Genomic DNA, 14,043 nt, shown 5'->3' with positions numbered 1-14,043 from the left:
GTCTGGTTAATTAATATGGGTAAAGAAAATTTATTCACCCATAAGATAGAGTGCTTTATGGTGCGTTTTCCCATAAGCTGTAGGGGTTATGGTATCTATTTTTTATTCCCTTAAATGTTAATGCTTTCTTGTCGATCTACGACCTTACGTGTTCTAGTGGTTGATGATCACGAACTTACACGTTTAACTCTACATCTAGCTTTTTCGGCGCAAGAAAATCTCCACGTAGTTGGGTTAGCTTGCAATGGTCAAGAAGCTATAGAAATGGTGAAAAGCTGCCAACCTGATGTCATTGTTCTAGATTTACAAATGCCAGTTATGGATGGTTGGAGTGCTTCTAGTCAGATTAAAGCAATATCTCCCCATACTCAAATCCTGGCTTATTCCTCAGTCGAAGATGCGAATTTGGGCGCTAGGAATACAGTAAATTTTGACGATATTTGCCAAAAAGATGTTCCCACAAATCAACTGATTGCTTTGGTGAGACAATTAGGAGAACGTACCGGCAATGCTTAAGTCAGAATAGCTAACGCTGCCAAATTATTGTCAAATTTTCACTCAGGCTGCGTTCTATAGCAACCGCCAAGGAAGTTAGGACATTGTTGATTGTTGAAAGCCTTGAGATAAATTGGTTTCTACTCAGCACGGGCTAAACGCCCCGCTACCGCTAACAGCACTTTGCTTTTATAGAGAAACAGCGCCAATTTAACCGCTAATTCACGGTTATGTTAGCGCTGCTGTGTGTTTTCGTATACCTAGTGTAGCCTAATTATTATCTGTTTCCGGAATAGTCCGTTTAAATTCATCAATTAAATCATCCATTTCTTCCAAAGCCTGGTTAACATCAATCCTTAAAGTGCCTAAGTTTGGTTGCTCCAAAAGGCTGAGTAGGTACTCACGCTTGCTTTGAACTACGGCAATTCGTTCTTTTATAGTCTGTAAATCCATGATTTTTTTCCAGTCTTGAAATAGCCTCAACTCTAAAGTTAACCCAAAATGGCGTAGAGACGCGATGAGTCGCATCTGCACCAGAGGTATGGGGATGAATTCCACCAATCTATAGTTCTGCGTGAGGAACTCTTCCTTAACTGTTACCAATAAGCGATGATAATAAACATAAGATGTTAAGAATTTATAAAATCCTCAGCTCATGTTACGTAAAATTTCTTTGGGGACTATCGGTTTAACCATCGGCGGTATATTAATCATTGTTGGTTTCGTCGCCTATGCTGCTGATAATGCCACACTTAATCTGGTCGGGTTTTTTTATGGGTTTCCTCTTTTTTTAGGAGGACTGGCGCTCAAAGCTAATGAAATTCTGCCTATACCCTTCAGTCAAGATACAACTCCCTCAGTATTACTCTTGCGGGAACAGCAAGCAACTATCACTCAAAATAAAATTCGCAAGGACATCACTCGATACTGTTATGGTCAAGAAGCTCATTTAGATGAAGCGCTATCTTATCTTGGTCTGAGTCCCACAGATGAAGAGCGCCCAGAGGTGACAGGTTTGCGAGAAATCGAAATTAATGGGGCTTATGCCTTAATTTTAGAATTTGATTCGCCGTTCATTTCATTTGATGATTGGCAGGAAAAACAGGAAAAAATGATCAGATATTTTGGGCCTGGAGTAGATATTAAAATTACAGAAGTTGGGGAAGATATGATTGAATTAACAATTGTTACTCAACCAGAAGTAAGCAAAACTGAGTAAATAATTAAAAGTTTGCATTTAAACTTAAGTCCTGCCTGAAATATAGCAATTGCCCAGACGGTTTAGTTAGTGTTGATTGCTTGAGGTTAATAACCTGGGTTTATCCGGGCTAAATCCCCTTGCCAACAGCAATCAGCACTCATCGCCGCAAGAAGCGTAGCTACGCCTCCTGGACTTTACAGCCCTTTGCTATCCAAGGTTTGATTTCGTTTTTCAGCCCCACCTAAATTCATCAAGGATAGGCAGCTACTTTTCTAATCGGATAGCGTACCACTGCAAATATTTTCCTGGGCCAACATCCAATTCACAACTTGTATCAATTAAATATTGGGCTTGAGCATTGACAGAATCAAACTTTTGTAAATCTGTGGGCAAATCCTGACGACTCATTTTTTGTAGCACAAGCTTGAGTTTGTCTAACAATTCATTAACTGTCATAAATTGTTCTGGTTGGTCTGTTTCTAGAACGACGAAATTATCCTGCTGATACATGAGTGAGTCTGGCATTTAAGAATATTCTCAATAAATTTTAATCTTTAAACAGAATGGTAAAATGAAATTTTTTGACCGTTTTTGTGGGTAAATAGGCATTACAGCCTTTTTTGTTACTGGCTAAAACAAGCGTTATCTGCCAGTTAACTCATCTATTTTTGATACTTCTGCACCATCTTAGGTAGTATACTGATATTTTTCATCAAAAGTCACCTATCTTTTGCCAGGAATATAAATATCTCCATTTGAAATTACACTTTTTTCTGGTCTCAATCACACAAAATAGACTGAATCACCAAGTTTGTTTCAGGATTTTTACTACTGTAAAACAACTCTCGCTTGTAGGCGATTTAGTGATGAGGTCTAGGTTTTCTCAGCTTTTTCCTAACCCGATACTCTCATTTTCACTGGAACGCTACTCATGTCATGCCTAACCCGGATTTCTCGATCTAAACAACCGCCAGTGATTCTGGTGGCTGATGATGACAAGACCATTCGATTACTGTTGCGTGAAGCTATGGAAAACGAAGGCTATCGAGTCGTTGAGGTTGCTGACGGTCAGGAGTGTTTAGATGCTTATGAAACTGTCAAACCAGATATAGTGTTACTAGATGCAATAATGCCTGTGATGGATGGCTTTACTTGCTGTAGACGATTGCTGCAAATTGCCAGAAACAATTTGATGACAGCATTGGAAAATCTTGATACTGAATCTCCTTTGGGCAATGCTGTGATCTCGAAGTTATGGGAACGCACTCCCATATTGATGATTACAAGTTTAGATGATCAAGAGTCTGTAGACCGTGCTTTTGATGCCGGTGCAACAGATTACCTGACTAAGCCAATTCATTGGGCGGTATTGCGGCAAAGATTACGAAAATTACTCCAACAAGCGCAAGTATATAAACAATTAGAAGCTGCAAATCAGGCTTTGCAGCATTTGGCTAATATAGATAGTTTAACGGGGCTGGCTAATCGTCGTCGCTTTGATGATTATCTGAACACCCAGTGGATTCACTCAGCACAGAAACAATCGCCTTTATCATTAATTTTATGTGATATTGATTTCTTTAAATTATATAACGATGAATATGGTCATCCAGCCGGAGATATTTGCATCCGGGAGGTGGGTAATGTTCTCAACTATAAGGCGCAAAACAATCAAGTTTTGGTCGCACGTTATGGTGGTGAAGAATTTGCTGTGATTATGCCTAAGACTGATGCTGCTGGTGCTTTATATGTCGCCACGGCCATGCAAGTTGGTGTCATGAATTTAGAAATTTCTCATAGTGGTTCTGCGATTAGTCAGTATGTCACCATTAGTATGGGAGTGGCAACGATTACGCCTACATGGGAGTCCTCCCCGGCTGATTTAGTGATGGCTGCGGATCAGGCACTTTACCAAGCAAAAAAAAAGGGGCGCAATCAAATTGTGCAAAAATGAGATTTTTTGGCTATTTTCTCTCTCTAAGCTGGGTATACAGGCAATGTAAAATGGAACCATGCGCCGCCATTGGGGGCAGAATCTACCCAGATTTGACCGTAATGTGATTGAATAATACGTTGGCATAAACAAAGACCAATGCCGTACCCATCGATCGCTTGATCTCGTTGTAGCCTGTAGTGGTTTTCAAAGATGCGATCGCGCTTTTCTAAGGGAATTCCGGGGCCAGTGTCACCAATACTAAATTGAATTTTTTGGGTTGTGCGATGTAATCCAGCAATGCTGATTTGGCCGCCTTCTGGCGTGTATTTGATGGCATTATCCAACAGGTTGATTAGCACTTGGCGCACACGTTCTGGATCGGCATAGACCTTGGGTAAATCTTGCGGAATATCTGTTTCTATTTGTTGGGATTTGGCAGTGTAGCGATCGCGCAATTCTTCCAATACGTTCAAGCAAAGGCTACCAAGTTCCATTTTTTGGGGTATGATTGGCAATTCTGTATCATTGCCCCGGCCAACCTGCAACAAATCAGCAATCATCCGGTCAATTGTCTTGGTTTGAATCCGGGCTTGTTTTAATAAATGTGCCGCCATAGCTGGTTTGAGCCGCACAAATGCCGCCATTTCGATATTGTAATTAGATTGGAGAGTTTCGATGGCGATCGCCGCAGCTGTGAGGGGATTGCGAAGATCGTGCGCCAGCATAGAGATTACCCTGTCTTTAAATTGTAACTGCTCCTGAAGTTTCTCTTTTTCTTGTTTTAAACGAAAAACTTCGTCTGAAAGTTTAATCAGTTCCGCAGAAACAGCTACCGAACGAATTGTAGATTTTGGTGATGACATCCGAGTGTTGTCATCGATTCGTTCTTGTAAATCTTCTTGCAATTTTAAGTAAGCATCTACAGCCCCTTGCCAGCGAGGCCACCAATTTTTCAATTGGGCGATAATATTACTTCCAGCGATAATCTGTCTCGGTTCGGGGTGGATTTTGATTAAAGCTGGCGTAGCAACTAATTTAAAGTGTTCTGCTAAATAGGGTTGTTGCCCTACATCAATAATCTGAAGTTCAAAGTTATACTGAGCTTGTAATTCTTTTAAGTAAGCACGGATACGCTGCACTTGTTGTCGAGACTTTGGTCGTCCATCGACAAATAGCAACAGTTGGAGTGGAGCCTCAGAATAAATAGGCTGATCCTGGGAAACTTGCATGTAATCGTGTTTCAGCACTGGTAACAACCTGGCGACGCTTCGCTTAACAGAAAGTAGAATGGATTGACTGTTGTCGATGGTCGTTGATTTTCTTCAATTTAATATCTATTTTAGATTTTTCATCCTCCTATCTGCTCGGCGTTTTTGACATGAGACACTTCTTTTTCAGCTTTTTGCTGCCTTTTGGTCTAATTTACCTTCCAGGAATCACTTTGGCTGTTGGATACGAGTCCCAATCTCCCCTAATTCAAAATCTTACATCAAAGCCAACAGATGAAAATTTTTATACTGAAGCTGGCAGACTGGTACAGCGTCAGCTAGATTTGATGGCTCGGATTGAGCAATCACTCACAGATCCTGATGTCAATCGTATACGAGCGGTGAGAGGACAATTAAGAATTCAAGTGAAGACGGTAGAAAGTTTTGTGAATCGTCAGCAAAAAAATCCCCAAGCTTTCTGTAATTCTCAAAGAGATTCATTGAGAAATCTGTCGCCCTTACTTGACCAGTTAACTAAAGCCCCAGATCAAATTTACTGCCCTTTGTATACTTCTAGCCAGGAGTTATTAAAACTATTTCCAGTGCTAGACATACTGTTATCTAGACGGGGTGAATTAGCTTTAGTCAGACAGCTACCCCTAGTCACTGGTGAACGCCAATCAGATCCTGTGCTTGCTATTGCACCTGTAGAGTATCCTGATCTGAGAAACCCAGCAGTATCTTTCTCTACATGGGAACCAAATTTATCGTCGGACACTTTAGGATCGCCAGCAGAATCCCCACAATTACACTTAATTGGGAGAAATGCCAAAACAGCCATAGCCAATTATGCACCGCCTGTACAACCTGCAATTGCAGCCCCTGAGTCAGCACTGACTACTTTGGCAAATGCCAAGCAAATCTTGACCGCAGCACAAGCGGCTTTTCCCCCAGAAATTCGCTTTACAGATCCTTGGGAAAATGCGGCAGTACTTGAGCGCTTTGCCTACGGACTTGATCTGCAAGAACCTCAAATTTACGCTAAGTTCTTGGAGTTGCCTCGGACTGGTATTTTCCGTGTTTTACAGTCTTCAGTTTACCAACGTCCCCTGAATACTCTGTGGAATCGATTGCAACCCAATGTTAGTGAGCGTTATCCTTTCCCCTCTTTGGGTGATGCTAAGGATGGATTTAATCCTAGTTTAGCACTTCAGCTTAGTGGGGAGCGCTTTCAATTAGTGGATCAAGGCGTAGATTATAGTTTCATGGTTGACGTGGGTGATATCCCCCTAGATAAGTTAGATGGACGGCTACAAGCTGTCGCGTCTTCACCAACGCGAGACTTTCTGCTCAATTACCAACCGCCCCAGCAGTTAGAAGCTTTACAAGTAGAAAGAAGGCGGTTTTTGACAGGTAAAAATCAGGCAGGAATTTTGCCCTATGCTGAAGCTGAATTAAACCATACTTATGTAGTGAGATCGCTACAATTTCAATTGCCAGATACCATGTTGAATGGTCAGCCTATATCCTCAAAGCAACTACAAAATATTCCCAGTAGTGACATGATCTTAGCCTTCCGTCCAGTGCGCCGCCGTGATGATGGTAGTTACACAGTACTTTGGCGAGTTTTGAATGAATTACCAGCACCGCACATTAAAAAATAAAAATTTCTCAGCCTGCACAAGTGGGCTTTATTCTTGCTATTTTCAGTAAAAATAAATACAGGAATGTATTATTTATAAAGAGGCGCATAATTAGCCCACATCAGCAGGCTTTGCTTGTAAGCCAGTCACATTGCTTCCTGTGGACGAATCAAGCGCAACCTCACATACCATTAATTTAAATCACCCAAAACCACTGAATAACACCAATTTATCCATGAAAATTTTAATTCAACACCGTCATTATGAAGAAGAGATTTCTGGAGTTTTAACTTATATTAATGCAATTATTCCAGAGCTAAAAAATAGAGCAGTTGAAGTTAAAACTATTTCCACAAGACAAGACAATTGGGCAAAAATTTTGAATCATATAGTCTGGTCAGATATAGTACATACAAACTCCAATGATTTATTTTTTACAATCATCTGTAAACTTTTCGGCAAAAAGATAATTATTAAATATCATTATATTTTTTATCAGTCTACCCATAATCGTTATGAAAAAATGCCATTCTTCAAAAGACTCAAAGCAGAATTAAAAAGGACATTACCTAAACCTCATGTACCTTGGAAATGGAAATTATACACTTTGGTTAAATGGGCTAAACTCGCTGCCCGCCTATGTACAGCACTTTTAGTTGATTATCGTACAGCTTGTAGCAGTTTCTTAGGAGAATCCTGTGCATTTCCCTATCCACTAGAAACTTTGTATAATCCCATAGAAATTAAACATCAGCATCAACAAAAATCCTTAAAAACTTTATCTAATCCATATACATTTGTTTTTATTGGTAGATTAGATAGAGATAAGGGAGTAGATATTCTATTAAAAGCAGCACAAATATTGCAGAATGAAACCCCAAAATTTCAAATATTAATCATTGGTGATGGAGGACAAGGTAAAAAATTGCAAAAGCTAGCCTCTGATTTAGGCATTCTCGACAGTGTTAGTTTTTTAGGTAAACTCCCCAATCAGGAAGCACTCGCAAAAGTTCAAGATGCACTAGCTTTAGTTGCGCCTTCTCGCTGGCAAGAACCAGCCGGCTACGTAGTGCTAGAAGCCTCTAGTGTGCAAACCTGCTCTATTGTTTCCAGAATGGGAGGACTACCAGAAATAGCTGGACAGCACAACCTATTTTTTGAAAATGAAGATGTAGAAGGATTAGTCAGCTGTATGAGAATCTGCTTAAATGATCCAGAAGCAGCAATTAAACGAGGCTTTGAGTCCAGCCAATATGTGAGCGAAAACTTTGCTCCAGCCCTTGTTGCGACTCAATTATTAAAAATTTGTAACGACCTCGTTCCTAAAAGATTAACAAAAACTGTTGATAATTCAATATCGACTCATTAATTTTCAACAGTCTGCGCTAGGGTAGGAATTGACACGTCATTTGTGATTTCTTGTGCTTTTGCGTAAACGTCCAGCTGTCTTACTGAGTTTGGCTATTTTATTCACCTCTTTAACAGCTTGTGGTAACAATCCCACCGCCAAAACCCTAGAACAGTCTTTGGCGGCAGATCCCAGGCTGCAAGAGAACCCAGGAATATTTGGTCAATCTCCGAGAAATGAACCGCAACCAGGGCAAAACCAACCCACAGTTCAGTTACCATCTGATTTTCCCCCAAATATCCCTTTATATCCCAATGCTAAATTAGAGTCAGTCACAGCTGAAAGGACTGCCGAAAATAGCGTAGTCACTCGCTGGCTAAGTTCCGACCCCAGCAATTTTATTACTAGCTTTTATAGTGACCAGTTTCAGAAAAATGACTGGCAAATTTTACAACAGCCCACAGATGATGCGGAAAATATCTTTAAAGCACGTCGGGACGATTTGCAGGTAAAGGTGTCTATTCAGGCACAATCAGTTACTAACCCCAAACCGGATCAGCCACAAACAGCCAGTGCATTGATTATTGAGTACGTATCTAATAGTACAGCTACAACACAACCTGAAACTGCAACTTCTCAATCCAGCAATCCCAATGTTTTTGGTCCACCACTCCCTGATAATTTGGCTACATCGCCAAATAACACATCCGGTAGCCAAACACCCGCTATAGCTACAGTAAAATCTCAGCAATTCAACGATCTCAACCAAGCACCACCAGAATTGCGTCAATCCATCCAAGATTTAGCCGCTTTGGGTGTTTTGTCTTTAAAATCTCAGGAAGTGAAGAGTAGTTCTAATAATGCCATAACTAACTCCTTTGAACCAAGTAAAAACGTGACGCGCCGGGAATATGCCCGTTGGCTAGTTGCGGCTAACAATGCCATGTATATTAATAATCCGGCTAAACAGATTCGTTTGGCATCCGCAAGCACACAATCCACTTTTAGTGATGTATCAAAAACTGATGTTGATTTTCCTGTAATTCAAGGGTTAGCTGAAGCAGGGTTAATTCCCAGTCCCTTATCTGGTGACTCTACAACAGTTTTATTTCAACCTGATGCACCACTGACACGAGAACAGTTAATACTGTGGAAAATTCCCCTAGATACTCGTCAAGCCTTACCTACTGCCAATTTAGATGCAGTCAAGGAAACCTGGGGTTTTCAAGACACGGGAAAAATTGACCCCAAAGCATTACGCGCCGTGCTGGCTGATTTCCAAAATGGCGAACAATCAAATATTAGACGGGTGTTTGGTTATACAACTTTGTTCCAACCCAAAAAACCAGTGTCTCGTGCTGAAGCTGCGGCAGCTTTGGGTTACTTTGGCACTCAAGGTGAGGGGATATCGGCTGCTGAGGCTTTGAAGTTAAAGGCTTCTAATTAAAAAAATATCCCATATACAGGGCTTGAAAAACCAGTCATAAAGCCCTGCTTACGAACCAAATAAAATAGCTAGGAACAGCTTAAACATTTAGAATTTTAGCCGTGCAACAACCTTGTTAGATATCGGTCAACGATAAAAATTACCTGAATTGCTGGACTTAAACAGCAATTTACCCTATATTTAAGTTTAGTATTACCATCTGTACTAAATTGGCATTTCCGGAAGAAAATAGGGAAAATTTATAAATTATCCCGCAGATAATTTCGGCTAACCCATAATAATTGTATAGATATATTTCATTTAATTACGCAAGTGGAGCCAGTCATCTGACTGGATTTTGCAATAAGTAATTATTTTAAATCCATGCATATATCATTCTTCATAAATATTGCTCAAGCTTAAGACGCGATAGAATACACCACAAAATAAACATGAAAAAGCAATTTCTGGCGGCGGGATTCGTCCTTTTTTCCTTTATGTTGCCGATGAAAGCTTCAGCTGCAATTTTTAGTCAGCTTTACGTATTTGGTGACAGTACAGTTGATAATGGTAATTTTTTTCGTTTAACCCAGGATAATTTCGGCATTGGAATTCCCCCTATTCCCTACTTTGAAGGACGAATTTCCAATGGACTAGTATGGGTGGAATATCTAGCAGCGGATCTGGGATTAACGACCAATAACTTTGCTTTTGCTGGTGCTACAACGGGAGATTCTAATACTCTTAATGTTAATTTGCCAGGATTAACCCAGCAAATACAGCTTTTTTCATCAATACTCCCTAATTTACAAGCTGATACAGATGCACTCTACATAGTATCAGCTGGCGCTAACGATTATCTTGGCGCTGGCAATCAAGACTTTACTCAACCAGTCAATAATTTACTCAATGTAGTTACTAATCTCGCTTCTGTTGGGGCTAAAAACTTTTTGATAGCTAATCTTCCTAATTTAGGAAATACTCCCGATATCAATGATCCTATTGCTTCTGCGGGACTCAATTTGTTGACTGGATTCCATAATTCTGCCTTGAGTCAAGGTCTCCAATTTTTAAGTCAGCAGCAACCAAACCTCAACATCAATCTGTTCGATGTTAATTCTTTAATTAGTCAAATTACGAACAATAGCGGAGAGTTTGGGTTGACAAATGTAACTGATCGTTGTTTAGAACAATCAATTGAATTCATAGTAGCAACAGGCAACTTTACCCAATGTTCTAATCCTGATGAGTATTTGTTTTGGGATAATATCCATCCGACAACAGCTACTCATCGGCTGATAGCAGACGCAGCACTTGTAGCACTTCACCCTCAATCTGTTCCCGAACCTGGGGCTGTATTGGGGATATTGGCCTTTGGTGCTTTAGGTGCAGCAGGAGTTATTAAACGCCAACAAAAAAAGTTTGCTTTCACTCCAGCAAGTCCGGTTCTTGCCGCACAATCATCTCATACAATGGTTGAAAACTAAGCCAACCCAAATAATCTGAACCAACCTGAGTATGTGCCAAACTCGCATACTCAGGTTTAATTGCGCTAGGTTTACCCACAGCCTCAGCTAGTAATTGAGCTTGACAAGAGCGCTCCATTGTGATGAACCACCAAGCAGCTTCATCAACTGAGTGACCAACTGTAAGCAACCCGTGGTTTTTGAGAATAATAGCTTTATTGTTCCTTAATGTTTGGGCAATACGTTGACCTTCTTCTACTTCTAAAACCACACCTGTATAGTCATTAAACAGGCTGTGGTCTTGGTAGAATGAGCAAGCATCTTGGGTAATGGGGTCAAGGAGACGACCGAGGCTAGACCAGCTTTTACCATGTATGGAATGAGCATGAGCTGCTGCTACCACATCGGGACGTGCTGCATGAATTTGGGAATGAATTGCAAAAGCTGCTTGATTTACTGGATAATTGCCCGAAATTACTTCACCTTCCTGGTTAACTAGAATTAAATCACTAACTTTAATTAGACTAAAGTGCATCGCTAAGGGATTCACCCAAAAATGTTCCGGGTGTTCAGGGTCGCGTGCTGTGATGTGTCCTGCAATACCCTCATCAAAACCATAGCGGGCAAATAGGCGTAATGCTGCGGTGAGGCGCTGTTTACGATGCAGGCGTTCATCCTCAAGAGAAGTAAAGGTTGGCGGTTGGGGTGTATTCGGCTTTTCTTGAGAGATAACTTGCATATTGCCTCGGAAATTTGTTTTTTATAGGAAGATGTCTATATTATTGCTGAAATATCTGGTAAAAACCCAGAGGAAGCGATGGGCAAAGCCCCGCCTCCGGCGATCGCGATCGCCGCACAAAAAAACATCCTACATGGGACAATAGCTGGAGTGAAGTATTTTTCAGTCATTCAACTCAAGCCGATGACGGGATTTGAACCCGTGGCCTGCTGATTACGAATCAGCTGCTCTACCACTGAGCCACATCGGCGCGTACAGCAAAACATTATAGCATTATTTACTGATGGTAAAACCAAATTCTAAAAATAACCTTAATCCTGAACAATATGCTCGCCTCAAAGCCGAAATGGCAACACCCTATCGTGGTTTTCGGCAATTTATTTATGTTGGTTTTGGTGCATCTGCTTTAATTGGGGCGTTTATTTTCTTTTTTCAAGTCCTGGCTGGAAGAGATATTGAGAACGCAGCGCCTAATTTAGCTCTACAAGTCGGAGTTTTAGCCCTGATGATTTTTCTCTGGCGCTGGGAGCAAAATCGGCAAAAACGTTCGTAAAGATACTTTGACACCCTCGAAAAATCACCAGGATGTCAAAGCGAGAAGTTTTACTGCGCTGTTACCAAATAGGGTGAAGGAATTGGTTCAACACGTCCAGCATTAACTAGCGCCTGATAAACAAAGGCGGCAATTTCTGCTCTAGTTGCGGGACGATTGGGATTGAGTTGTCTAGCTGAGGGGTAGTTAATCACTAATTGTCGTGTAGTTGCAGCAGCTACTGGGCCAATGGCGTAATTAGGAATTTGGGCAGCATCACTGTAAAAAGTCAGAGCATTTTGATTATTAGCAGTGAAACCCAGACCGTTGGCTAAAGAAACGAGTGCCTGTACTCTAGGAATTTGCTGCTGTGGTTGAAATCTCCCATCGGGATAGCCTGCGAGAAATTCACTCCGGTAAGCAGATTGAATCGCACCGTAAGCCCAGAAATTGCTAGCTACATCTCTAAAATTAGTACCCCCACGTTTCATTGGTGGTGTCAAAGCTTTAGTGACAATGGTGGCAAATTGAGCGCGGGTTACAGGGTCATTGGGTTTAAAAGTGCCATCAGGGAAACCAGCGATGATATTTTGCGCTGCGAGGGCTTCAATGTAAGCTTTTGCCCAATAACCCTCTGGCACATCTCCAAAGGCCGTTTGACCAGTAGGCAGGTCAACCGTGGCAGCTACAAAATTGACTTGACCAGAAATGCGACTCTGATCAATATCGTTGCCAATAGCGAGAATCGTATTTCTAGAGGTGGCGTTATTCACATCATGACGAGTATTACCCCGAATCAGATTGCCACCAGGATTTTCATTACTACCAAGGTCAGGTTGAGCATTGACAGTTGCCACAATACCATCCCGCTTATTGTTTTGAATGACATTCTTACGCAGAATAGGTCTAGCAGATTCTGAGATAAACAAACCATCTTGGTTTTGAACTATTTGGTTTCCTTCGATTAGGGGTGTGGAAGTACCACCGATAGCTAGACCAAAACCTGTATCTTGAAACAAATTATTGCGAATTTCACCTTGGGCAGTTTTAGTTATGGAAATCCCGTTACCCTGGTTCTGCACAAACCGATTATTTTCAACTTTGGGTCTAGCTGAACCTGTAACAAAAACACCCTCTCTAGAACTGTTAGTGAAAGTATTGTTCTTAATTGTAGGGTTACTCGATTCTACCCAAACGGCAGTACCACGCTGATTTGGGTTAGTAACCGTTAAACCTGCAACGGTAGTATTTTCGGTAGCTAAGATTGTAATATTTTGTCTGGCAAAGGTAACACTTGTGTAAAAACCACCACCAGTAATCAAAGTTGCCTGACCTTTACTAGATTCATCACCCTGGAGGGTAACACCTGGTTTCAGCAACAAAGGAAATTGTTCTCCAGATTCGCTGTTATAAGTCCCTGGTGCTAGTTGAATAACTGTACCTGCTTCGGCTGCTTCGGCTTGTCTGAGAGCAAAAGCAATAGTTTTATAAGGCGCTGCTGCGGTAGTCCCAACACCAGTTGTATCTGCACCTGTTTCTGGATTAACGTAAATTACTGTTGCAGATGTAGGCACTTGCGCCATTAAAGTCTGTTGCTGGGATGCACCTGCATTGGCCTGAGTAGTTAGTAATATGGAACTGCTTGATGCAACTAACAAAGCAGTTAGTCCAGCTCGCAAGGGTAAAGTCGATTTGAAATGACTGTTAAACAAAAGACGAAAATTTTTGGCTGATAGCTGGCGTGGCGCAGCCAGAGAAATATGAAAACCCCGATATTTCATTTTATGTATGTGGTTAGCTGAACTACAGTTGTTAAACAGGGTCAAATATAGCAGCTAAAAGCTATTTAATCCATGCAAAACTATATCTGATGACTAGCAATTAGTCAGCTAAGTTTCTGATGCAATTTGTAAATCAGAGTTTTAGCATAGCTAACCGTAGGTATTCCCACAGCCAATTTATCTTATTAACACCAGCTTACGAGTTAGATAAAAGTATAAATATGTGCCTATAGTATAGTAATTTCCATCAGATAAATACCTAGAGCCA

14 protein-coding genes and 1 tRNA gene are annotated in these 14,043 nt (G+C 41.0%); 9 read left to right on the top strand and 6 right to left on the bottom strand.

The window, feature by feature from the left end; all coding sequences use genetic code 11:
• The first annotated feature begins 114 nt into the window (after positions 1-114).
• Positions 115-516 (top strand): response regulator transcription factor, encoded by a 402-nt coding sequence (locus tag ACM0OW_RS09735; RefSeq protein ID WP_414549854.1) that lies wholly within the window; start codon positions 115-117, stop codon positions 514-516.
• Positions 517-765: 249 nt separating this feature from the next.
• On the opposite strand, the gene ACM0OW_RS09730 is transcribed toward ACM0OW_RS09735, so the two are convergent.
• Positions 766-948, bottom strand: coding sequence for a hypothetical protein (locus tag ACM0OW_RS09730; protein WP_089091508.1), 183 nt, complete (start codon positions 946-948; stop codon positions 766-768).
• A 202-nt stretch (positions 949-1,150) separates the two neighbouring features.
• Here ACM0OW_RS09730 and ACM0OW_RS09725 point away from each other — a divergent pair, with 202 nt between their 5' ends.
• Positions 1,151-1,714 carry a DUF2854 domain-containing protein gene (locus ACM0OW_RS09725; RefSeq protein WP_414549853.1) on the top strand — a complete coding sequence of 188 codons (564 nt, stop codon included), beginning with the start codon at positions 1,151-1,153 and terminating at the stop codon, positions 1,712-1,714.
• 246 nt (positions 1,715-1,960) lie between these two features.
• Here ACM0OW_RS09725 and ACM0OW_RS09720 read toward each other — a convergent pair whose 3' ends face one another.
• A complete protein-coding gene (locus ACM0OW_RS09720; protein ID WP_414549852.1) occupies positions 1,961-2,221 on the bottom strand; it encodes a chlororespiratory reduction protein 7 in 261 nt (86 codons plus the stop codon).
• Between the two features lie 406 nt (positions 2,222-2,627).
• On the opposite strand from ACM0OW_RS09720, the gene ACM0OW_RS09715 reads away from it, so the two are divergent.
• Positions 2,628-3,650 carry a diguanylate cyclase domain-containing protein gene (locus ACM0OW_RS09715; RefSeq protein ID WP_414549851.1) on the top strand — a complete coding sequence of 341 codons (1,023 nt, stop codon included), beginning with the start codon at positions 2,628-2,630 and terminating at the stop codon, positions 3,648-3,650.
• 23 nt (positions 3,651-3,673) lie between these two features.
• On the opposite strand, the gene ACM0OW_RS09710 is transcribed toward ACM0OW_RS09715, so the two are convergent.
• Positions 3,674-4,879: a histidine kinase gene (locus ACM0OW_RS09710; RefSeq protein ID WP_414549850.1), complete on the bottom strand. Its 1,206-nt coding sequence runs from the start codon at positions 4,877-4,879 to the stop codon at positions 3,674-3,676.
• A gap of 131 nt (positions 4,880-5,010) precedes the next feature.
• Between ACM0OW_RS09710 and ACM0OW_RS09705 the strand changes: the two genes are divergently transcribed.
• The 4 genes from ACM0OW_RS09705 (at position 5,011) to ACM0OW_RS09690 (ending at position 10,744) form a co-directional block, all read left to right on the top strand.
• Positions 5,011-6,504, top strand: a complete 1,494-nt coding sequence (locus tag ACM0OW_RS09705; protein WP_414549849.1) for a hypothetical protein — start codon at positions 5,011-5,013, stop codon at positions 6,502-6,504.
• 214 nt (positions 6,505-6,718) lie between these two features.
• The gene (locus tag ACM0OW_RS09700) at positions 6,719-7,852 is read left to right on the top strand and encodes a glycosyltransferase family 4 protein (protein ID WP_414549848.1); all 1,134 of its coding nucleotides are present in this window, start codon (positions 6,719-6,721) and stop codon (positions 7,850-7,852) included.
• Positions 7,853-7,904: 52 nt separating this feature from the next.
• A complete protein-coding gene (locus tag ACM0OW_RS09695) occupies positions 7,905-9,278 on the top strand; it encodes an S-layer homology domain-containing protein (protein WP_414549847.1) in 1,374 nt (457 codons plus the stop codon).
• A 431-nt stretch (positions 9,279-9,709) separates the two neighbouring features.
• Positions 9,710-10,744, top strand: a complete 1,035-nt coding sequence (locus tag ACM0OW_RS09690; protein ID WP_414549846.1) for an SGNH/GDSL hydrolase family protein — start codon at positions 9,710-9,712, stop codon at positions 10,742-10,744.
• On the opposite strand, the gene ACM0OW_RS09685 is transcribed toward ACM0OW_RS09690, so the two are convergent.
• On the bottom strand, positions 10,686-11,462 hold the full coding sequence (locus ACM0OW_RS09685; RefSeq protein WP_414549845.1) for a class II aldolase/adducin family protein: 777 nt from the start codon (positions 11,460-11,462) through the stop codon (positions 10,686-10,688). The two genes, ACM0OW_RS09690 and ACM0OW_RS09685, sit on opposite strands and share 59 nt — an antisense overlap.
• A gap of 78 nt (positions 11,463-11,540) precedes the next feature.
• On the opposite strand from ACM0OW_RS09685, the gene ACM0OW_RS09680 reads away from it, so the two are divergent.
• Positions 11,541-11,675, top strand: a complete 135-nt coding sequence (locus tag ACM0OW_RS09680; RefSeq protein WP_414549844.1) for a hypothetical protein — start codon at positions 11,541-11,543, stop codon at positions 11,673-11,675.
• On the opposite strand, the gene ACM0OW_RS09675 is transcribed toward ACM0OW_RS09680, so the two are convergent.
• A tRNA-Thr gene (locus ACM0OW_RS09675) sits at positions 11,641-11,712 on the bottom strand. The genes ACM0OW_RS09680 and ACM0OW_RS09675 overlap by 35 nt on opposite strands.
• Before the next feature lie 33 nt (positions 11,713-11,745).
• Here ACM0OW_RS09675 and ACM0OW_RS09670 point away from each other — a divergent pair.
• A complete protein-coding gene (locus tag ACM0OW_RS09670) occupies positions 11,746-12,015 on the top strand; it encodes a DUF3493 domain-containing protein (RefSeq protein WP_414549843.1) in 270 nt (89 codons plus the stop codon).
• A 50-nt stretch (positions 12,016-12,065) separates the two neighbouring features.
• On the opposite strand, the gene ACM0OW_RS09665 is transcribed toward ACM0OW_RS09670, so the two are convergent.
• Positions 12,066-13,775: a DUF1565 domain-containing protein gene (locus ACM0OW_RS09665; RefSeq protein WP_414549842.1), complete on the bottom strand. Its 1,710-nt coding sequence runs from the start codon at positions 13,773-13,775 to the stop codon at positions 12,066-12,068.
• Between the last annotated feature and the right edge of the window lie 268 nt (positions 13,776-14,043).

The organism is Anabaena sp. CCY 0017 (assembly GCF_963920885.1).
GTDB lineage: Bacteria > Cyanobacteriota > Cyanobacteriia > Cyanobacteriales > Nostocaceae > Nodularia.
Note: the sequence above shows the minus strand (reverse complement) of the source record. Positions and strands in the feature narration are given on the sequence as shown.